At 64.2% G+C, this 19966-nt stretch carries 17 protein-coding genes; 8 read left to right on the forward strand and 9 right to left on the reverse strand.

Going from position 1 to position 19966, the window contains the following annotated elements:
* The first annotated feature begins 146 nt into the window (after positions 1-146).
* The 3 genes from FFI89_RS02060 to FFI89_RS02070 are packed head-to-tail and all read left to right on the forward strand — an operon-like array spanning position 147 to position 6641.
* Positions 147-3017, forward strand: a complete 2871-nt coding sequence (locus FFI89_RS02060; RefSeq protein ID WP_138832431.1) for a calcium-binding protein — start codon at positions 147-149, stop codon at positions 3015-3017.
* Positions 3018-3058: 41 nt separating this feature from the next.
* Positions 3059-5200 (forward strand): type I secretion system permease/ATPase, encoded by a 2142-nt coding sequence (locus FFI89_RS02065; RefSeq protein WP_138832432.1) that lies wholly within the window; start codon positions 3059-3061, stop codon positions 5198-5200.
* Entirely contained in the window at positions 5187-6641 is a 1455-nt protein-coding gene (locus tag FFI89_RS02070; RefSeq protein WP_138832434.1) for an HlyD family type I secretion periplasmic adaptor subunit, read from the forward strand. Before FFI89_RS02065 ends, FFI89_RS02070 begins: the two co-directional genes overlap by 14 nt.
* 150 nt (positions 6642-6791) lie before the next feature.
* Here the strand turns inward: FFI89_RS02070 and FFI89_RS02075 are convergent, their stop codons facing one another.
* Together FFI89_RS02075 and FFI89_RS02080 are read right to left on the reverse strand one after the other, a co-directional pair.
* Positions 6792-7484: an SIMPL domain-containing protein gene (locus FFI89_RS02075; protein ID WP_138832436.1), complete on the reverse strand. Its 693-nt coding sequence runs from the start codon at positions 7482-7484 to the stop codon at positions 6792-6794.
* A 5-nt stretch (positions 7485-7489) separates the two neighbouring features.
* Positions 7490-8263: a GyrI-like domain-containing protein gene (locus FFI89_RS02080; RefSeq protein WP_138832438.1), complete on the reverse strand. Its 774-nt coding sequence runs from the start codon at positions 8261-8263 to the stop codon at positions 7490-7492.
* A 199-nt stretch (positions 8264-8462) separates the two neighbouring features.
* Between FFI89_RS02080 and dapF the strand changes: the two genes are divergently transcribed.
* Together dapF and mtaB are read left to right on the forward strand one after the other, a co-directional pair.
* Positions 8463-9335 (forward strand): diaminopimelate epimerase, encoded by an 873-nt coding sequence (gene dapF, locus FFI89_RS02085; protein WP_138832440.1) that lies wholly within the window; start codon positions 8463-8465, stop codon positions 9333-9335.
* A 14-nt stretch (positions 9336-9349) separates the two neighbouring features.
* Entirely contained in the window at positions 9350-10615 is a 1266-nt protein-coding gene (gene mtaB / locus FFI89_RS02090; RefSeq protein WP_138832442.1) for a tRNA (N(6)-L-threonylcarbamoyladenosine(37)-C(2))-methylthiotransferase MtaB, read from the forward strand.
* A gap of 215 nt (positions 10616-10830) precedes the next feature.
* Here the strand turns inward: mtaB and FFI89_RS02095 are convergent, their stop codons facing one another.
* Complete coding sequence (locus FFI89_RS02095; RefSeq protein WP_168212750.1) at positions 10831-11553, reverse strand: RluA family pseudouridine synthase; 723 nt, start codon at positions 11551-11553, stop codon at positions 10831-10833.
* Positions 11554-11581: 28 nt separating this feature from the next.
* On the opposite strand from FFI89_RS02095, the gene ftsY reads away from it, so the two are divergent.
* On the forward strand, positions 11582-12529 hold the full coding sequence (ftsY, locus tag FFI89_RS02100; RefSeq protein WP_138832444.1) for a signal recognition particle-docking protein FtsY: 948 nt from the start codon (positions 11582-11584) through the stop codon (positions 12527-12529).
* Between the two features lie 145 nt (positions 12530-12674).
* Entirely contained in the window at positions 12675-13274 is a 600-nt protein-coding gene (locus FFI89_RS02105; RefSeq protein WP_138832446.1) for a septation protein A, read from the forward strand.
* A gap of 137 nt (positions 13275-13411) precedes the next feature.
* On the opposite strand, the gene FFI89_RS02115 is transcribed toward FFI89_RS02105, so the two are convergent.
* The 6 genes from FFI89_RS02115 to ccmA form a co-directional block, all read right to left on the reverse strand.
* The gene (locus FFI89_RS02115) at positions 13412-13780 is read right to left on the reverse strand and encodes a helix-hairpin-helix domain-containing protein (RefSeq protein ID WP_138832450.1); all 369 of its coding nucleotides are present in this window, start codon (positions 13778-13780) and stop codon (positions 13412-13414) included.
* A gap of 215 nt (positions 13781-13995) precedes the next feature.
* Positions 13996-14592, reverse strand: a complete 597-nt coding sequence (locus tag FFI89_RS02120; protein ID WP_138832452.1) for a DsbE family thiol:disulfide interchange protein — start codon at positions 14590-14592, stop codon at positions 13996-13998.
* On the reverse strand, positions 14589-14768 hold the full coding sequence (gene ccmD, locus FFI89_RS02125) for a heme exporter protein CcmD (protein ID WP_138832454.1): 180 nt from the start codon (positions 14766-14768) through the stop codon (positions 14589-14591). Before ccmD ends, FFI89_RS02120 begins: the two co-directional genes overlap by 4 nt.
* A gap of 4 nt (positions 14769-14772) precedes the next feature.
* Entirely contained in the window at positions 14773-15504 is a 732-nt protein-coding gene (locus tag FFI89_RS02130; RefSeq protein WP_138832456.1) for a heme ABC transporter permease, read from the reverse strand.
* A gap of 92 nt (positions 15505-15596) precedes the next feature.
* Complete coding sequence (gene ccmB / locus FFI89_RS02135; RefSeq protein ID WP_138832458.1) at positions 15597-16265, reverse strand: heme exporter protein CcmB; 669 nt, start codon at positions 16263-16265, stop codon at positions 15597-15599.
* On the reverse strand, positions 16262-16864 hold the full coding sequence (gene ccmA / locus FFI89_RS02140) for a heme ABC exporter ATP-binding protein CcmA (RefSeq protein ID WP_138832460.1): 603 nt from the start codon (positions 16862-16864) through the stop codon (positions 16262-16264). The genes ccmB and ccmA overlap by 4 nt, the downstream gene beginning before the upstream one ends.
* 238 nt (positions 16865-17102) lie before the next feature.
* On the opposite strand from ccmA, the gene acnA reads away from it, so the two are divergent.
* A complete protein-coding gene (gene acnA, locus FFI89_RS02145; protein ID WP_138832462.1) occupies positions 17103-19823 on the forward strand; it encodes an aconitate hydratase AcnA in 2721 nt (906 codons plus the stop codon).
* Positions 19824-19966: the final 143 nt, after the last annotated feature.

Here is a 19966-nt window from a genome sequence, read left to right on the forward strand (position 1 = left end):
ATCGTGAAACAGATTTACGTCCGGGAAAACAGTCAGGAAATCTCCATAGCAACTCAAGCTCGCCTGAAGCCCGGCTTTAGGACTGCCATGCGAACCGCGACTAAGCGTCAGGCTGAGGGGCTGTACCTTCAGAAGGATTTTTTAGCATGGCTATCACGGCGACGTTTTCTCCCAGCGGTTTTCTCACGATCTTCGGCGATGCGAACAAGAACAGCGTCATCGTGGGCCGCGATGCGGCCGGCAACATTCTTGTAAATGGCGGCGCTGTTCAAATTCAGGGTGGCAAAGCAACGGTCGCCAACACCGCAAAAATCCAGATGTTCGGTCAGGACGGCAACGACACCCTTACGATCGACGAAACCAACGGTGCGATGCCCGCTGCCCTGATGTTCGGTGGCGGAGGCAATGACACCATCACCGGTGGTTCGGGCAATGACATGCTGTTCGGTCAGGCCGGCGACGACATTCTGCTCGGCAAAGGCGGTAACGATCTGCTGTTCGGGGGCGCGGGTAACGATACCCTCACCGGCGGCGCCGGCGACGACCAGATGTTCGGCGAGGCCGGTAACGATCGCATGATCTGGAATCCGGGCGACGGCAGCGACCTTATGGAAGGCGGCGACGGCAACGACACCGCCGAAGTCAACGGTGGCAACGGCGCCGAGGTATTCACGATCACGGCCAACGGCACGCGGGTACGCTTCGATCGCATCAGCCCCGCTCCCTTCTCGCTTGATATCGGAACCACCGAAAACCTGGTGGTCAACGCCAATGGCGGCGACGACGTCATCACGGCGGGGAATGGTCTTGCTAGCCTGATCAAGCTCACCATCGATGGCGGCGCGGGCAACGACACCATCACCGGCGGTGACGGCAACGACATGCTGATCGGCGGCGACGGCAACGACGTCATCACCGGCGGCCGTGGCAACGACACAGCGCAGCTCGGCACCGGTAACGACACGTTCGTCTGGAATCCCGGCGATGGCAGCGACGTCGTCGAGGGCGGCGACGGCATGGACACGCTGCAGTTCAACGGCTCCAACGTCGGCGAAAAGATCGATCTCTCCGCCAACGGAACCCGCGCGCGGCTCACGCGCGATGTCGGCGCCGTCACCATGGATCTCAACGGCATGGAGCAGGTCAACATCGTGGCGTTGGGTGGTGCGGACAACGTCACGGTCGGCGATCTGACCAAGACCGGCATCAAGCAGGTGAACATCGATTTGAGCGCTACGCCTGGCAGCGGCCAGGGCGATGCCCAGGCGGACACCGTGTCTGTCAACGGCACCGGCGGCGATGACCAGATCCAGATCTCGAATTCCGGGACCTCGGTCATCGTCGCGGGGCTGGCGGCGCAGATCGGCATCAGCGGTACGGAGGCCGGCGATACGTTGACCGTCAGCGCCGGCAACGGCAACGACACCATCAATGCGTCCGGTGCTCAATCGAGCGCCATGAACCTTGTCCTGGATGGCGGTGCCGGCAACGACACCATCATCGGCAGCGGCGGCAGCGACACCCTGCTGGGCGGCGACGGCAACGATACGGTTACCGGAGGCCGCGGCAATGACGTGGCCTTGCTCGGCAGCGGCAACGATACCTTCGTCTGGAATCCCGGCGATGGCAGCGACACCGTCGAGGGCCAGGACGGCACCGACACCTTGGTGTTCAACGGCGCCAATGTCGGCGAGAACATGGATATCTCGGCCAATGGCGGCCGGGTGCGGCTGTTCCGCGACGTCGGCAACATCACGATGGATCTCAACAGCGTCGAGCATATTCAGCTCAACGCTTTGGGCGGCGCCGACACCATCACGGTCAACGATCTCTCCGGAACCGGTGTCACCCAGGTGGCGATCGATCTGGCCGCCACGCCGGGCACGCCCGGCGGCGACGGCCAGCGTGACACGGTGATCGCCAACGGGACGGCCGCGGACGACCACATCAGCGTCGTCAACAGCGGTGGCTCGGTGGTGGTCAACGGTCTGGCCGCACAGGTGTCGATCGCGAACGCCGAAGCCGGCGACGCGCTCGTCGTCAACGGCCTCGGCGGCAATGACGTGATCGACGCGTCGGCGATCACGGCCGCACAGCTCCAGCTAACGCTCAACGGTGGCGACGGCAACGACACCATCACGGGCAGTGCCGGTGACGATATCGTCAACGGTGGTCGCGGCAACGACGTGGCGTTGCTCGGCGCCGGCAACGATACCTTCGTCTGGAATCCGGGCGACGGCAGCGACACGGTCGAAGGCCAGTCCGGCACCGACACGCTGCAGTTCAACGGCGCCAACATTGCCGAGAACATCGACATCTCGGCCAATGGCGGCCGGGTGCGGCTGTTCCGGGACGTTGCCAACATCACGATGGATCTCAACGGCGTCGAGAACATCAACGTGGCGGCGCTGGGAGGTGCCGACACCATCACCGTCAACGATCTGACCGGGACTGCCGTCAAGCAGGTCGCGATCGATCTCAGCGGTACGCCCGGCAGCGGCGTCGGTGACGGCCAGGCGGATACCATTATTATCAACGCGACCAACGGCAACGACGTCATCAACATCAGCGAGAGCAACGGCGTGATTACCGTGTCGGGCCTCGGCGACGATGTGACGATCAAAGGCTTCGATGCCAACGATCGCATCGTGATCAACGGTCTCGGCGGTGACGATGTCATCACCGCGTCCGGCCTTCCGGTTGGTATCCAGCTCACCGCCAATGGCGGCGACGGCGATGACGTCATCATCGGCGGCCTAGGCAATGACATCCTGACCGGCGGAAACGGCGACGACATCCTGATCGGCGGCGGCGGGCAAGACGTGCTCGACGGCGGGCCCGGCGACAACGTCCTGATCCAGGGTTTTGCCGCCCCGGCGGGGGCTGCGAGTGCCGCTCTCCTCGGCCAGTTCATGGCGTCGAGCTTTGTCCCGGCGGGCCCGGGCCTCGGTGCGATCCCGATGGCCGATCCGCAGGCGGGTCAGCAGCCGGTGTTGGCGATGCCACAGCACGCGTGATCGCGGCGTTGCCTTGATGAAGACCGCCTTGGAGAAAAGTGATGAACGCTGAAGCCGGCAGCACGGATCGACTAGATCAGGGACTCGAAACCCTGGTGATCTTGCTGCATTTCCAGGGCGTCGCGGCCGATCGCGAGCAGATCAGACATCGGCTGGGAACGGACAAGATCGGCGCATCGGAGATCCTCCGGTGCGCCAAAGACCTCGGGCTAAAGGCGCGGTCGTTCCGCACCGACTGGTCGCGGCTCGCCCGGACGCCGTTGCCCGCGATCGCGAGCCTGCGTGACGGCGGCTTCATGGTGATCGGCAAGGCCGCCGACGACCAGGTCCTGGTCCAGGTACCCGGGGAGGCTCGCCCCGCTTTCATGACCCGGGCGGAACTGCTCGCCATCTGGGACGGCGGGCTGATCCTGATGACGCGCCGCGCAGGGCTGTCGGACGTCACCCGGCGCTTCGACATCACGTGGTTTCTCGGCGCGATCCACAAGTACCGGCGTCTGCTCGGCGAAGTGCTGGTCGCGTCGTTCTTCCTGCAAATCTTTGCGCTGGTCTCGCCGCTGTTCTTCCAGGTGGTGATCGACAAGGTGCTGGTGCATCGCTCGCTGAGCACGCTTGACGTACTGGTGATCGGCCTCGTCGCCATCTCGATGTTCGAGACCATTCTCGGCATCCTGCGAACCTACCTGTTTGCGCACACGACCAACCGCATCGACGTCGAACTCGGTGCGCGCCTGTTCCGTCATCTGCTGGCATTGCCGATGGCCTACTTCCAGGCACGGCGGGTCGGCGATTCCGTGGCGAGGGTGCGCGAACTCGAGAACATCCGCAATTTTCTCACCAGCTCTGCCTTGACGCTGGCGATCGACCTGCTGTTCACCTTCGTGTTTCTCGCGGTCATGTTCGCTTATTCGCCGCCGCTGACTTGGATCGTGCTCGGCTCGTTCCCGTTCTACATCGCGATCTCGGCCGGCGTGACGCCGCTGTTCCGGCGACGGCTCGACGATAAATTCCGGCGCGGCGCCGAGAACCAGGCCTTCCTGGTCGAGAGCGTGACCGGGATCGAGACGCTCAAGGCGATGGCGGTCGAGCCCCAGATGCAGCGGCGCTGGGAGGAGCAACTCGCGGGCTATGTCACGGCGAGCTTTCGGGTCCTCAGCCTAGGCAATACCGCGAGCCAGATGGTCCAGTTCGTCAGCAAGGTCGTTACCGCGGCGATCCTGTATTTCGGCGCCCGGCTGGTGATCGATGGCGGCCTGTCGGTCGGCGAACTCGTGGCCTTCAATATTTTGGCCGGCCGGGTCAGCGCCCCGGTGTTGCGTCTGGCGCAGATCTGGCAGGACTTTCACCAGGCGCGGCTTTCGGTGCAGCGGCTGGGCGATATCCTGAACACGACCGCGGAGCCGACCTATTCGGCGGGTCGCACACAGGTGCCCGCGCTCCGCGGCAACATCAGCTTCGACCACGTGACGTTTCGTTACCGGGTCGATGGCCAGGAAATCCTGCACGATATCAGCTTCGATGTCCCGGCCGGACAGATGGTCGGCATCGTCGGTCCGTCCGGCTCGGGCAAGAGCACGTTTGCAAAACTGGTGCAGCGGCTTTACGTGCCGGAAAGCGGACGGGTCCTGATTGACGGGACCGATATTGCGATGGCCGATCCGGCCGGGCTGCGTCGCCAGATCGGCGTGGTGCTGCAGGAAAACGTGCTGTTCAACCGTTCGGTGCGCGAGAACATCGCGCTCAGCGATCCGGCGATGCCGATGGAGCGCATCGTCGCAGCGGCCACGCTGGCGGGCGCGCATGAATTCATCCTCGAACTGCCCGAAGGCTACGACACCGTCGTCGGCGAGCGGGGCTCGACGCTCTCCGGTGGCCAGCGCCAGCGGATCGCCATTGCCCGCGCGTTGATCGCCGACCCCCGAATCCTGATCTTCGACGAGGCAACCAGCGCGCTCGACTACGAGAGCGAGCGCATCATTCAGCAGAACATGAAGGAGATCGCCAGGGGACGCACGGTTTTGATCATCGCGCACCGGCTCTCCACCGTCCGGGCGGCGGACCGCATCGTGACGCTGGAACGCGGCCGCCTGGTCGAGGACGGAACCCACGATGCCCTGATCAAGACCGGCGGCCGCTACGCGACGCTGCATCGGATGCAGGGAGGAATCTATGAAGTCGGCTAGCCAGACCTTGCCGGTCAAGCCGGCGCAAACCGTCATTCCGTTCAAGCCCAGGCCGGAGAGGCGCGGCGACGAACTCGCTTTTTTGCCGGCCGCGCTCGAGATCGTGGAGACGCCGCCGTCGCCAATCGGCCGCCTGCTGGTGGCGAACATCATCCTGCTGTTCTGTCTGGCGCTGATCTGGTCCTGGTTCGGGACCATCGACATCGTGGCATCGGCAACCGGCAAGATCATGCCGAGCGGCCGCACCAAGGTGATCCAGCCGTTCGAGACCGGCGTGGTGCGTTCGATCGGGGTGCAGGACGGGCAGGTGGTGAAAGCCGGCGACGTGCTGATCGAGCTCGATCCGACCGTCAACGCGGCCGAACGCGATCATTCCCAAAACGATCTGCTCGCCGAGCAGCTTAACATCGCGCGGCTGCGTGCCGCGCTTGCGGCCGTCGACGATCGCGAGCCGGATTTCGTCGCGCCTGCCGGCGCCGATCCGGGTTTGGTCGGCACCCAGCGCCAGCTCCTGCTCAATCAGGTGACCGAGCACCGCGCCAAGATCGCGGCGCTGGCACGTCAACAGGCGCAGAAGGAGGCCGAACAGGCCACGACCGCAGCCACCATCCACAAGCTCGAAGCGATGATTCCGGTGGTCCAGCAACGCGTCGATATCCGCAAGACGTTGATGGAACGGGAGCTGAGTTCGAAGATCACCTATTTCGAGACCCTGCAGTTGCTGGTCGAACAGCAGGAGGAACTCAGCGTCCAGAAAAGCCATCTAACGGAAGCGGAGGCGGCGGTGGCAGCGATTCGCGAGACCCGCGGCCAGGCAGCGGCCGAATACCGGCACACGCTGTCGGACGAACTCGCCAAGGCCGAGCAAAAGGCCGGCGGACTTGCCCAGGACCTGATCAAGGCCCAGCAGAAGACCAGACTTCAGCAGTTGACTTCGCCGGTGGACGGCGTGGTGCAGCAGCTCGCGATCCACACGGTCGGCGGTGTCGTCACCCCCGCGCAGGCGCTGTTGGTCATCGTTCCAAGCGACAGCCGGCTGGAAATCGAGGCGATGGTATCGAACCGCGACATCGGCTTTGTCCACCCCGGACAAGAAGCCGAGATCAAGATCGATACTTTCAATTTCACCCGCTACGGGCTGCTGCGCGGCAAGGTCCTGAACGTGTCGCAGGATGCCATCATTCGAGATCAACAGCAGGATCGCTCGGGCGACCGCCGCGCGGGCACGCCAAACGACTCCAGCGAACCGAAGGGCCAGGAGTTGAACTACAGCGCCCGCGTATCGCTTGATCGCACCAAGATGCGGATCGACGATCGGATGGTTGATTTGTCGCCCGGTATGGCGGTGACAGTGGAGATCAAGACCGGGTCGCGCACGATTCTGGATTATCTGCTGTCGCCGCTCATTCGTTATCAGCAGGATGTTCTGCACGAGCGGTGATCGTCATTGCGAGCCAACGGGTCCGGCCTCTGGCCGGCCCGATGACAGGCTCCGCGAAGCAATCCATCGCGCAACAAAGCAAGTGTGGATTGCTTCGTCGCTGACGCTCCTCGCAATGACGACGGAATGCGTAGCCGCGACGACGGCAGATTATTCCTTCGCCTTGATCGCCCAGGACACGCCCACCGTCACCGACAGCGTCTCTTCGCCCTGTGCTACCGGGGCGCCGGCTGCCATGGGCGCCATCATCTTGCCGCGCAACACAGGGGGAGCCGAGCCTTCCTCGGAAATGTTGAGCGGTTCGCCGAGCGTTACGCCGGCCGCCTTGGCGTAAATTTCAGCCTTGCGGCGGGCGTCGGCGATCGCCTTCTCCCGGGCGTCATCGAGCAGCTTTGAGGTCTGCGACACCATGAAATTGATGCCGCCAAGTTCGTTGGCGCCGGCGCCGACCAGGACGTCGATGATGTTGGCGACCTTGGTGACGTCGCGCAGCCGCACCGTGACGCGGTTGCTGGCGCGATAGCCGGTGACGGGTGACGGACCGGAGCGGTTCGGCGCGTATTGCGGCTGCAGCGACAACCGCGAGGTCTGATAGTCCTTTTCCTCGATGCCGGCGCCCTTCAGCGCCAGCAACACCTTGCCCATCGCCGCGTTGTTGGCGTCGGAGGCCTCGCGCGCGGTCTTGGCGTCGGAGGTCACGCCGCCGTCGATCTGCGCCTGGTCCGGCGGCACCGACACGGTGGCCTCGCCGATCACGGAGATTATCGGCGGTGGCGTCTGCGCGAACGCAGGCGTGGCGACCCAGCCGGCGGCAACGACGGCGAGCGCGAGCGAATGCTTCATGCGGATCACTTCAGCGGCACATAGACGTTGATCACCAGCTTGTCTTCCGCGGTCTTCAAGGGATCGGTGATGTACTCCTCGATGAAGGTGTCTTTGGCTTCCAGTTTCTTGTCGTCGAGGTGATTGGTGATCGCCTCATAAGTGTTGTCCATGTTGTCATAGGAACCGCGATGGACGAACTTCAGTGCCTTGCCCTCGGGCGATTTGCCCATGCTCATGTCCTTGGCCAGGTTCTTCGGATCCTGTTCGACCGGAATTTCGGCCAGGTAGGTGAAGCCGGTATCGTCGGTCGAGGTGTAGACGATCATCGCATTGCCGGTGGCCTTGATGCCCTGCTTGTCGAGCAGCGCGGTCAGCGCCTTGAACGAATCGATCAGGGTGTCGAACGCCGCATCCCAATTGGCGGTACCCTTCATGACCACCACCTTTTTGGGCTCCAGCGCGAACGGCTCGCCGAACGGGTCGGCGGTCTGAACGGTCGCGGCCGGCGGCGGGGCGGCCGGGGTCTGCGCGGTGGCCGGCGGGGGTGACGGCGCTGCCGACGGGCTTGCCTCCGGGGCCGGCGTCGCTGAGGGCGCGGGGGTAGCCGATGCGGCAGGGGTGGGAGTCGTGGCCGGCGTCGCGGTGGGGGGTGCGGAGGTGGCGGGTGCCGGCGTGGCCTGCGGGGTCGGGGTTGGCGTGGCTGCCGGGGCCTGCGCCAAAGCGGCTCCGGCCAGCGCGATCGCCACGACAGGGATCAGCGCGACCAGGGCCGAGCGGAACGTGCGGATACGGTTCATTCAGTCATTCTCCATCCCACCAAGCGCCTGCGGCACATCGAGCGCTCGCGGCGTGTCCCGGCCGATGCCCGCAAAAGGCGCGATCCGTTCCTAACACGTGAGGTCTGCTTTCGTCCCATGACAGATGCGTCATGCACCCCTGCGCACTAGGCAATTGGCTATCATTCGCCATATAAGCAGGCGGAAATTGGGAAAATCCATGAGCGCGCTTGCCAATCACGCCTTTGCCAAGATGAACGGGATCGGCAACGAAATCGTGGTGGTGGATCTGCGCGATTCGAAGGCCGCCGTCACCGCCGAGGAGGCGCGCGCGGTGGCTTCGCCGGCGGGCGTGCCCTATGACCAGCTGATGGTACTGCAGCCGCCGCGGCTGCAGGGCACCGAGGCCTTCATCAAGATCTACAACAATGACGGCTCGGAAGCCGGCGCCTGCGGCAACGGCATGCGCTGCGTGGTGCGCCGCCTGTTCGAGAAGACCGGCCAGTCCGCCGTGACGTTCGAGACCCGGGCCGGGCTGTTGAATTGCTGGCAGGGGCCGGCGCCCGATCTCTATACGGTGGATATGGGCGCGCCGAAGTTCGGCTGGCAGGACATTCCGCTGGCCGAGGAGTTTCGCGACACCCGCTACATCGAGTTGCAGGTCGGGCCGATCGACGCGCCGATCCTGCATTCGCCCTCGGTGGTGAGCATGGGCAACCCGCATGCGATCTTCTGGGTCGACGACGTCAACGCCTATGATCTCGAACGCTTCGGGCCGTTGTTGGAAAATCACCCGATCTTTCCCGATCGCGCCAACATCACGCTGGCCCACATCGTCGATCGCGATCACATTACGATGCGCACCTGGGAACGCGGCGCCGGTCTGACGCGCGCCTGCGGTTCGGCGGCCTGCGCCACCGCGGTCGCCGCCGCCCGGCTGAAGCGCACCAACCGTACCGTCGAGTTGACGCTACCCGGCGGCAAGCTCTCGATCGAATGGCGCGAGCGCGACGATCATGTGCTGATGACCGGCACCGCCGATTTCGAATATGAGGGCCGTTTCGATCCGGCGCTGTTCGCGTCGGTTGCTTAAGTGGCTGGCGTGAGATGAGCGTCGACGTCCTCACCTTCGGCTGCCGCCTCAACGCCTTCGAATCCGAGGTGATCGCGCGCGAGGCCGAGCGCGCTGGCCTCTGCGATACCGTCGTCATCAACAGTTGCGCCGTCACCAACGAGGCGGTGGCGCAGGCGCGGCAATCGATCCGGCGACTGAAGCGCGAGCGCCCCGAGGTGCGCATCGTCGTCACCGGCTGCGCGGCGCAGACCCAGCCCGACATGTTTGCCGGGATGGCCGAGGTCGATCGCGTCGTCGGCAATGACGAGAAAATGCGTGGGCAGGCCTGGCGCGAGGCGCGTGCGGCGTTCGATGGCGGCTTTGGCATCGAGACAAGCGAGAAAATCGCGGTCGCCGACATCATGTCGGTGAAGGAAATGGCGCCGCACCTGCTCGACGGCTTCAAGGCCGGATTGCCTCGCGTATTCGTGCAGGTGCAGAACGGCTGCGACCATCGCTGCACCTTCTGCATCATCCCCTACGGCCGCGGCAATTCGCGCTCGGTGCCGATGGGCGCCGTCGTCGATCAGGTTCGTGCGCTGGTCGAACGCGGCCATGCCGAGATCGTGCTGACCGGCGTCGATATGACAAGCTACGGCGCCGACCTGCCGGGCGAGCCGAAGCTCGGGCAACTTGCAAAACAGATCCTGCGACATGTCCCGGAATTGAAACGCTTACGGATTTCCTCGATCGACTCGATCGAGGCCGACCGCGACCTGCTCGACGTTATCGCGGATGATGCGCGGCTGATGCCGCATCTGCACCTGTCGCTGCAGTCCGGCGACGATCTGATCCTGAAGCGGATGAAACGGCGGCATTTGCGCCGCGACGCCATTGAATTCTGCGCGCAGGTGCGGCGGCTGCGGCCGGACATTGCGCTCGGTGCCGATATCATCGCAGGTTTTCCGACCGAGACCGAAGAAATGTTCGCGCGTTCGCGGGATCTGGTCGACGAATGCGATCTCACCTTCCTGCATGTGTTTCCCTATTCGAAACGTCCGGGCACGCCGGCGGCGCGGATGCCGCAGGTGGCGGGCGAGGTGATCAGGGAGCGCGCGAAGCGATTGCGCGCGGCGGGTGAGACGGCGCTGCAGAAGCGGCTGGCGGCGGAGGCAGGCGCAACGCGTCAGGTTTTGATCGAGAGCAAGCGCCAGGGCCGCACCGAGCATTTCCTGCCGGTGGCGATCTCAGGCGAAACGCCGGGCGCGGTGCGGGCGCTGGTTGTGACGGGAAATGATGGCGCGCGGCTGACGGTGTGAGCCGCAAGTTTCGCTGTCATCGCCCGGCTTGCCGCCTCCGCTAAAGCTGCGGCGAGCCAACATAGGGAAGCCTCGGCGAAGCCTTGGCGTAGCCGGGACCGGGCGACCCAGTACGCCGCGGCTTCTCGATTCAAATCACACCCGCCTCTGGAATACTGGATCATCCGCCTTCGCGGATGATGACAACGGAGGTTGGGAGGGGAAGGGGAACGCCGCTACTCGCCGTTCCACCCGCACTTGCGCAGCCGCTCGTGCATATGTTCCGGCGCCGGCGCCACCACGCGCACCGGCTCCTTGTTCCTTGAAATCGGAATCCCGATCTCGCGGGAATGCAGATGCAGGACGGGTTCACCGAAGCGCGGGCCGTTGCCATAGATGTTGTCGCCGACGATCGGCCAGCCCGTGGCCGACGTGTGCACGCGCAGTTGATGGGTGCGGCCGGTGACCGGTTCCAGCGCCAGCCAGGCGAGGCCGTCGCCACGTCCGCAGACTTTCCAGTTTGTGACGGCTTTTTGACCGTCCGGGTCCGGCTTCTGCCACCAGCCGCGTTCCTCGTTGAGGCGGCCAAGCGGCATGTCGATGGTGCCTTCGTCCTCAGCTGGCCCGCCTTCGACCACCGCCCAATAGGTCTTTGAAATCTTGCCGTGCTTGAACAGCAGGCCAAGCGAGGCGGTGGCCTTGCGGTGGCGTCCCAGCACCAGGCAGCCGGAGGTATCCTTGTCGAGCCGGTGGGCCAGCACCGGCGGCCGCGGCAGGCCGAATCGCAGGCCGTCGAACGAGGCCTCCAGATTGGCGCCGCCCTTGGGGCCGCGATGCACCGGCAGGCCGGCGGGCTTGTCGATGACCAGCATCAGGCCGTCGCGGTGAAGCACGCGGGCCTGGATTTCTTCCGCGGTCAATCCGGGAATATCAAACGGTTTGTTGTGACTTTCGCTCATGGCGCGAAACCGCTAACACAGCCCCGACATGAACGATACCACTCCCGGAACCCCCAAATTGAGCTGGTGGCGGCGGCTCTCGGGCGGCCTGAAGCGAACCTCGAGTTCGCTCGGGTCCGCCGTTGCCGATCTCGTCACCAAGCGCAAGCTCGACCGCGCCATGCTCGACGATATCGAGGATGTGCTGCTGCGCGCCGATCTCGGCACCGAAGTCGCAGGTCGCATCGCGACCGCCGTCGGCGCCGGCCGCTACGACAAGGCGATATCGGCCGAAGACGTCAAAACGGTGGTCGCGACCGAAGTCGAGAAAGTGCTGGCGCCGGTCGCCAAGCCGCTGGAGATCGACGCCTCGCAAAAGCCGTTCGTCATTCTGGTGGTCGGCGTCAACGGTTCCGGCAAGACCACCACCATCGGCAAGCTGGCGGCGAAACTTTCCGCCGAAGGGCGCAAGATGATGCTCGCCGCCGGCGACACCTTTCGTGCCGCCGCGATCGAACAGCTCAAGGTCTGGGGCGAGCGCACCAAGTCGCCGGTCATCGCCGGCGCGCAGGGCTCGGATTCGGCAAGCCTTGCCTTCAACGCGCTGACCGCGGCGAAGGAGCAGAAGGTCGACGTGTTGCTGGTCGACACCGCCGGCCGGCTGCAGAACAAGGCCGAGCTGATGAACGAACTGGAAAAGGTCGTTCGCGTTATCAAGAAGGTCGACGCGTCGGCGCCGCATGCCGTGCTGCTGGTGCTCGACGCCACGGTGGGACAAAATGCGCTGTCGCAGGTCGAGGCATTTCATCGTACCGCAGGGGTTACCGGCCTTGTCATGACCAAGCTCGACGGTACCGCGCGCGGCGGCATTCTGGTGGCGCTGGCGGAGAAGTTCAAACTGCCGGTGCACTTCATCGGGGTCGGCGAAAGCATCGAAGACCTGGCGCCGTTCACCGCGCGGGATTTCGCCAACGCGATCGCAGGAATTGAGTCTTAGGTTTTCACTTGCCATGCCCCGCGAAGGCGGGGCATCCAGTACGCCGCGCTGCTGATCGGAATCGAGGCGCCCCGGAATACTGGATCACCCGCTCCAGTGCGCAACGCGCACAAGGCGGGTGATGACGGCAGACACAGGATATGAAATGGACAAGACCCAGCCGCATCCGCTGTTCAAGCTCGCGACCGAACTCGGGCCACTGCTCGTGTTCTTTATCGCCAACGCCAAAGCCAATCTGTTTGTCGCCACCGGCGCCTTCATGGTGGCGATCGTGGCGGCGATGATCGCGTCCTATGTGGTGACGCGGCACATTCCGATCATGGCTGTTGTCACCGGCGTCATCGTCATCGTGTTCGGGACGCTGACGCTGGTGCTGCACGACGAAACCTTCATCAAGGTGAAGCCGACCATCATCTACGGCCTGTTCGCCGCGATCCTCGGCGGCGGGCTGCTGTTCGGCCGCTCCTTCATCGCCATCATGTTCGACCAGATGTTCAACCTGACGCCGCAGGGCTGGCGCATCCTGACGCTGCGCTGGGCGCTGTTCTTCTTCGGCATGGCGATCTTGAACGAAATCATCTGGCGCACCCAGACGACGGACTTCTGGGTGAATTTTAAAGTGTTCGGCGTTACGCCGCTGACGATGATCTTTGCGATCGCCCAGATGCCGCTGACCAAGCGCTATCATCTGGAGCCGGCCACGCTCGAGGCGAGCGAGGCGGATGGCGGCGATGTGACGAAGTAGGGGCGCGGTTGCGCGGCTCCGTCATTGCCTGCAACAAACGCGAAGCGTTTGCGCAAGGGAGCGAAGCGACGAAGCAATCCATTCTTTCTTTACGTGGGAAGATGGATTGCTTCGCTTCGCTCGCAATGACGAGAAGATCAGCTCTTCTGCTTGGCGATGATCTTGTCCTTGATCCCGTCATAGGTCTTCTGCGGGACGATGTTCTTGCTCACCAGGTCGTCCTTGCCCTTGTAGGGGCGGCCCGCGATGATCTTGGCCGAATAGGCCTTGCCGATGCCGGGCAGCGCGTCGAGCTGGTCGGCGGTTGCCGAATTGATGTCGAGCAGCTCGGCCTTCGGCGCCGGCGCCATCTTCGATTCGGCGGCTGGTGCCTTCGGAGCCGGAGCCATCATCTTGCCGTCGGATTTGGCGGCGGGCTGCGCGGTCTGGGCCATCGACGGGGTCGCCGTCAGCATGCCCAAGGTGAGCGCGGTTGCGAGAACGGAAGCGAGCGTGAAATGGCGCATAGAAGTGTCCCTCCAAGGACGGTTTAAGTAACAGCATTGAATTAGCTTCGGATTCGTGGCGGCGCCATGGCCCCAGAATGAACGGCAGATAAAAGCGAATAATTATTTGGAGTTAATTGTTGTCTTGTCATTCCGGGGCGCATCGAAGATGCGAACCCGGAATCTCGAGATTCCGGGTTCATCGCTGCGCGATGCCCCGGAATGACGGCGAGCAGTTACGTCCCCGCGCGCAGCGCCTTCTCGATTTCAACCTTCAGCACGCTGTCGATATTGTCCGGCGTCACCGGCCCGACCATCTTGTAGAGGATGGTGCCTTGGCGGCCGACCACGAAGGTCTCGGGCACGCCGTAGACGCCCCATTCGATCGAGCCGCGGCCGTTGGCATCGACGCCGACGATGCCGAACGGATTGCCGTAGCGGCCGAGGAAGCGGCGGGCGTTGTCGGGGGAATCCTTGTAGTTGATGCCGACGAGCTGCAGCCGCTTGTCTTTGGCCAGTTGAACAAACAGCGGTGCCTCGTCGTGGCAGGGCACGCACCAGGAGGCCCAGACGTTGACGACGCTGACCTTGCCCTTGAACGCGGATGGATCGAGCCCAGGCACCGCGGCACCGTTGACGGCGAGGCCCTCCAGCGCCGGCAGCGCGGTTTGCGGCGCCGGGCGGCCGATCAAGGCCGAGGGGATCCTGGATGGATCGCCGCCATGCAGCCGCACCAGAAACAGTCCGGCGAGTGCTGCGAAGCCGATCAGCGGCAACGCCACCAGCCAGCGCCGGCTGTTCGGCCCGACATCCGATGGTGCGGGTTCGCTCATCGGATATCCGTTGCGTTGCGGCCGGACCGGCGCGTCACGCCGCTGGCCTCGAGTTCGCGCAACCGCGCCTTCTGCCGGCGATAGTCGATCGCGATCCAGACGATCAGGATCAGCACCACCGCCGCCACCAGCGCATAGGACGTTACGATGAAGGTGGCGTAGGAACCGAGTGCCATGGCGTCACGCCGCCTGCTGGCTGGCTTGCATCATCTGCAAGGCGCGGACGCGGCGGCGCAGGATCTCGTTGCGCATCGCCGCCAGATGCAGGGTAACGAACAGCAGCGAAAATCCGACCGCCATCACCAGCAACGGAATCAGGAAGGCTTTGTCGAGCGACGGGCCGCCCATCCGCATCACCGAGGCCGGCTGATGCAGCGTGTTCCACCAGTCGACCGAGAATTTTATGATCGGCAGGTTGATCGCGCCGACCAGTGTCAGGATTGCCGCCGCGCGCGCGGCGCGCGAGGGATCGTCGACCGCGCGCCACAGCGCGATCAGGCCGAGATACATCAGAAACAAAATCAGCACCGAGGTCAGCCGTGCGTCCCATTCCCAATAGGTGCCCCACATCGGCTTGCCCCACAGCGAGCCGGTGACCAGCGCCAGGAAGGTAAAGGCGGCGCCGATCGGCGCGGCGGCCTTGGCGGCGACGTCGGCGAGCGGATGCCGCCATACCAGCGTGCCCAGCGCCGAAAGGCTCATCACGCCCCAGACGAACATCGACAGCCACGCATTCGGCACATGGATGAACATGATCTTGACGGTGGCGCGCTGCTGGTAGTCGTCGGGCGCCATCGCCGATTGATAGAGGCCGATCAGCAACAGGATCGCGGTTGCGCCCGCCAGCCACGGCAGCACGCGTGCCGTCAGCGACAGGAACTTGGTGGGATTGGCGAGGTCGAGCAGCGTCATGGCATCCTGATAGTCGTCAGCGGCGGGGCAGGCAATGCGGCTTGGTTTGTTTCATTTCGCCTCCGCGAGAGTTGATCGGCGTCAAATGGGTGTCAGTCCAGTCCATGCCGCAGGCTGGCCGCCGCCGCGAACGGCCCGATCACGAAACTGACCAGCGACAGCGCGCACAGGATCGAAAACGGCGTTCCGAACGACAGCGGTCCTGATATCGCGGCCTGCGAGGCCGCGACGCCGAAGATCAGCACCGGGATCGACAGCGGCAGCACCAGCACCGCCAGCAACAACCCGCCGCGATGTAATGTCACGGCCAGCGCCGCGCCGATCATGCCGGTAAATGTCAGCGCCGGGGTCCCGACCAATAGCGTCAGCGCCACCGCCGCGGTCGCGGCGGCATCGAGGTTCAACAGCAACCCGAGCACAGGCGTTGCGATCACCAGCGGTAACCCGGCGGCGAGCCAGTGCGCCAGCGCTTTCGCCGCACAGGCGAGTTCCAGCGGGGTCCGGCCCATCACGATCAGGTCGAGGGAACCGTCGTCATGGTCCGATGTGAACAGGCGATCGAGCGTCAGCAGGCTCGCGAGCAGCGCGCCGAGCCAAAGGATCGCAGGGCCAAGCCGGGTCAGCAGCGCGAGATCCGGCCCGATCGCAAACGGCATCAGCACCGTGACGGTCAGGAAAAACAGCACGCCGATCAGTGCGCCGCCCCCGACCCGCAGTGCGATTTTGATGTCCCGTCGGATCAACGCGGCGAGGGCGGTCATGCGGCGCCCCCCATCCGCAATTCCCCTGCCTCGATGCCGAGCGGGGCGTGGGTGGCGGCGATGACGATGCCGCCGCCGGCCAGATGGTCGCGCGTCAGGCCGGCGAACAGGCCTTGACCAGCGGCATCAAGCGCCGAGGTCGGCTCGTCCAGCAACCAGACCGGCCGCCGCACCACCAATAGCCGGGCGATCGACAACCGCCGCCGCTGCCCGGCCGACAGGTACGCCGCGGGCAGGTGGGTCGTATGGCCGAGCCCGACCGAAGCAAGGCATTGGCCGGGATCGGCGACATCGCCGCCCAGAAAATCGCACCAGAACGACAGGTTTTCGGTCACGCTGAGCGCTGGCTTCAGCGCGTCGCGATGGCCGAGATAGTGGGATTGTTCTGATAGGGTCAGTTCCGCTTCGCCGCCTTCGAGGTCGAACGATCCGCCCGCCGGCGTCAGCAGCCCTGCGATCAGGCGTAGCAGCGAGGTCTTGCCGGATCCATTGGGGCCGGTGACGGCAAGGGCCTGGCCGGACGAAGCCTCGAAATCGAGGCCGGAAAACACCTCGCGGCCGCCCCTGATACAACTGACCTGGCGTCCCGAGAGCCGCATCTTGTCCCTTCACAGCCCTCTGAAAACCCAGCCCTCTGAAAGCTATGGGTAGCGCATTCAAATTTGTGGGTCGCGCCATGCTGCCGCACGATTGTCGGTGTGGCGGCGCTTCTAGAAAGATTCTATAAGTCCGGAACTTGATGCAGCACACAATCGGCCGCCGCAAGCCAATAGGCCGACCAAGCGGCGGTGTTTAAATACCCTTGCCGGGTATAACTGAGAATTGGGATTTCCTCACATGACCTCTCTCGACAGCTTCAAATGCCGCAAGACCCTCAAGGTCGGTGGCAAGACCTATGTTTATTACAGCCTGCCCACCGCCGAGAAGAACGGTCTGAAGGGAATTTCCAAGCTTCCCTATTCGATGAAGGTGCTGCTGGAGAACCTGCTGAGGTTCGAGGACGACCGCACGGTCAAGAAGGCCGACATCGTCGCGGTGTCGAAATGGTTGAAGACGCGCAAGCTGCAACACGAAATCGCGTTCCGTCCCGCGCGCGTGCTGATGCAGGATTTCACCGGCGTGCCGGCGGTGGTCGATCTCGCCGCGATGCGCAACGCGATGCAGGCGCTCGGCGGCGATGCCGAGAAGATCAATCCGCTGGTGCCGGTCGATCTCGTGATCGACCACTCCGTGATCGTGAACTTCTTCGGTGACAACAAGGCGTTCGGCAAGAACGTGGTCGAGGAATACAAGCAGAACCAGGAGCGCTACGAGTTCCTGAAATGGGGCCAGAAGGCGTTCTCGAATTTCTCCGTGGTGCCGCCCGGCACCGGCATCTGCCATCAGGTCAATCTCGAATATCTCGCGCAGACGGTGTGGACCCGCAAGGAGAAGCTGACGGTCGGCAAGAAGACCGGCACCTTCGAGGTCGCCTATCCCGACACGCTGGTCGGTACCGACTCGCACACCACGATGGTCAACGGCCTTGCCGTGCTCGGCTGGGGCGTCGGCGGCATCGAGGCGGAAGCCGCGATGCTCGGCCAGCCGCAATCGATGCTGCTGCCGGAAGTGATCGGCTTCAAGCTCAAGGGCTCGCTGAAGGAAGGCGTGACCGCGACCGACCTGGTGCTGACGGTGACGCAGATGCTGCGCAAGCAGGGCGTGGTCGGCAAGTTCGTCGAGTTCTACGGCCCCGGCCTCGATCATCTCTCGGTCGCCGACAAGGCCACCATCGGCAACATGGCGCCGGAATATGGCGCGACCTGCGGCTTCTTCCCGGTCGATGCCGCGACCATCGATTATCTCAAGACCTCCGGGCGCAAGGCGGACCGCGTCAAGCTGGTCGCGGCCTATGCCAAGGCGCAGGGCCTGTTCCGCACCGCCAAGTCCGCCGATCCCGTGTTCACGGAAAAGCTGACGCTCGACCTCGGCGACGTGGTGCCGTCGATGGCCGGACCGAAGCGCCCCGAAGGCCGCGTCGCGCTGCCGGCGGTCGCCGCCGGCTTCTCCGCGGCGATGAGCAGCGAATACAAGAAGGCCGCGGACGCCTCGTCACGCTACGCCGTCGAGAGCCGCAAGTTCGATCTCGGCCATGGCGACGTCGTCATCGCGGCGATCACCTCCTGCACCAACACCTCCAATCCGAGCGTGCTGATCGGCGCCGGCCTGCTGGCCCGCAACGCCGCCGCCAAGGGCCTGAAGGCCGCGCCCTGGGTCAAGACCTCGCTGGCGCCGGGCAGCCAGGTGGTCGCGGAGTATCTTTCCAATTCCGGCCTGCAGACCGAACTCGACAAGGTCGGCTTCAACCTGGTCGGCTTCGGCTGCACCACCTGCATCGGCAACTCAGGCCCGCTGCCGGAGGAGATTTCGAAATCGATCAACGACAACGGCATCGTTGCCGCCGCGGTGCTGTCGGGTAACCGCAACTTCGAAGGCCGCGTCAGCCCCGACGTGCAAGCCAACTATCTCGCCTCGCCGCCGCTGGTGGTGGCCTACGCGCTGGCGGGAACGGTGACCAAGGACCTCGCGGTCGAGCCGATCGGCAACGGCAAGGACGGCAAGCCGGTGTACCTGAAGGACATCTGGCCGACGACCAAGGAGATCAACGCCTACATGAAGAAGTTCGTCACCGCGACGATCTTCAAGAAGCGTTACGCCGACGTGTTCAAGGGCGACACCAACTGGCGCAAGATCAAGACGGTCGAGAGCGAGACCTATCGCTGGAACATGAGCTCGACCTACGTGCAGAACCCGCCCTACTTCGAAGGCATGAAGAAGGAGCCCGAGCCGATCGTCGATGTCGTCGATGCGCGGATTCTGGCGATGTTCGGCGACAAGATCACCACCGACCACATCTCGCCGGCAGGCTCGATCAAGCTGACCTCGCCGGCCGGAAAGTATCTGTCGGAGCATCAGGTGCGGCCCGCGGACTTCAACCAGTACGGCACGCGGCGCGGCAATCACGAGATCATGATGCGCGGCACCTTCGCCAACATCCGCATCAAGAACTTCATGCTGAAGGGCGCCGACGGCAACATTCCGGAAGGCGGCCTCACCAAGCACTGGCCCGACGGCGAGCAGATGTCGATCTACGACGCCGCGATGAAGTACCAGCAAGAGCACGTGCCGCTGGTGGTGTTCGCCGGCGCCGAATACGGCAACGGTTCGTCGCGCGACTGGGCCGCCAAGGGAACCCGGCTGCTCGGCGTTCGCGCCGTGATCTGCCAGAGCTTCGAGCGCATCCATCGCTCCAACCTGGTCGGCATGGGCGTGCTGCCGCTGACCTTCGAGGACGGCACCTCCTGGTCTTCGCTCGGCCTGAAGGGCGACGAGAAGGTCACCATCCGGGGCTTGCAGGGCGAACTGAAGCCGCGTCAGACCCTGACGGCGGAAATCGTGTCCGGCGACGGTTCGCTGCAGCGGGTGCCGCTGCTGTGCCGCATCGATACGCTCGACGAGCTCGAGTACTATCGCAACGGCGGTATTCTGCAGTATGTGCTGCGCAATCTCGCGGCCTGACGCGGATTTGTGATCAGGGGCTCACTGCGAAGTGAGTGGCGACAAGCAAGAAGGCGGCCTATGAAAAGGCCGCTTTCGCGCGTTTTGGGGCACGCTCACAGGGATCAGATCATGCCCCGTACAAATACGGATGGAAATCGTTA

This window comes from Bradyrhizobium sp. KBS0727, from assembly GCF_005937885.2.
Classification (GTDB): domain Bacteria; phylum Pseudomonadota; class Alphaproteobacteria; order Rhizobiales; family Xanthobacteraceae; genus Bradyrhizobium.

Excerpts from the sequence above, each read along its gene's own strand:
- FFI89_RS02065 (WP_138832432.1), top strand. The coding sequence starts at position 3,059 with ATGAACGCTGAAGCCGGCAGCACGGATCGACTAGATCAGGGACTCGAA.
- FFI89_RS02080 (WP_138832438.1), bottom strand. The coding sequence starts at position 8,263 with ATGAACCGTATCCGCACGTTCCGCTCGGCCCTGGTCGCGCTGATCCCT.
- FFI89_RS02095 (WP_168212750.1), bottom strand. The coding sequence starts at position 11,553 with ATGAGCGAAAGTCACAACAAACCGTTTGATATTCCCGGATTGACCGCG.
- FFI89_RS02130 (WP_138832456.1), bottom strand. The coding sequence starts at position 15,504 with ATGACGCTGCTCGACCTCGCCAATCCCACCAAGTTCCTGTCGCTGACG.
- FFI89_RS02115 (WP_138832450.1), bottom strand. The coding sequence starts at position 13,780 with ATGCGCCATTTCACGCTCGCTTCCGTTCTCGCAACCGCGCTCACCTTG.
- ccmA (WP_138832460.1), bottom strand. The coding sequence starts at position 16,864 with ATGCGGCTCTCGGGACGCCAGGTCAGTTGTATCAGGGGCGGCCGCGAG.
- FFI89_RS02070 (WP_138832434.1), top strand. The coding sequence starts at position 5,187 with ATGAAGTCGGCTAGCCAGACCTTGCCGGTCAAGCCGGCGCAAACCGTC.
- ftsY (WP_138832444.1), top strand. The coding sequence starts at position 11,582 with ATGAACGATACCACTCCCGGAACCCCCAAATTGAGCTGGTGGCGGCGG.
- ccmB (WP_138832458.1), bottom strand. The coding sequence starts at position 16,265 with ATGACCGCCCTCGCCGCGTTGATCCGACGGGACATCAAAATCGCACTG.
- mtaB (WP_138832442.1), top strand. The coding sequence starts at position 9,350 with ATGAGCGTCGACGTCCTCACCTTCGGCTGCCGCCTCAACGCCTTCGAA.
- FFI89_RS02060 (WP_138832431.1), top strand. The coding sequence starts at position 147 with ATGGCTATCACGGCGACGTTTTCTCCCAGCGGTTTTCTCACGATCTTC.
- acnA (WP_138832462.1), top strand. The coding sequence starts at position 17,103 with ATGACCTCTCTCGACAGCTTCAAATGCCGCAAGACCCTCAAGGTCGGT.
- FFI89_RS02120 (WP_138832452.1), bottom strand. The coding sequence starts at position 14,592 with ATGAGCGAACCCGCACCATCGGATGTCGGGCCGAACAGCCGGCGCTGG.
- ccmD (WP_138832454.1), bottom strand. The coding sequence starts at position 14,768 with ATGGCACTCGGTTCCTACGCCACCTTCATCGTAACGTCCTATGCGCTG.
- dapF (WP_138832440.1), top strand. The coding sequence starts at position 8,463 with ATGAGCGCGCTTGCCAATCACGCCTTTGCCAAGATGAACGGGATCGGC.
- FFI89_RS02075 (WP_138832436.1), bottom strand. The coding sequence starts at position 7,484 with ATGAAGCATTCGCTCGCGCTCGCCGTCGTTGCCGCCGGCTGGGTCGCC.
- FFI89_RS02105 (WP_138832446.1), top strand. The coding sequence starts at position 12,675 with ATGGACAAGACCCAGCCGCATCCGCTGTTCAAGCTCGCGACCGAACTC.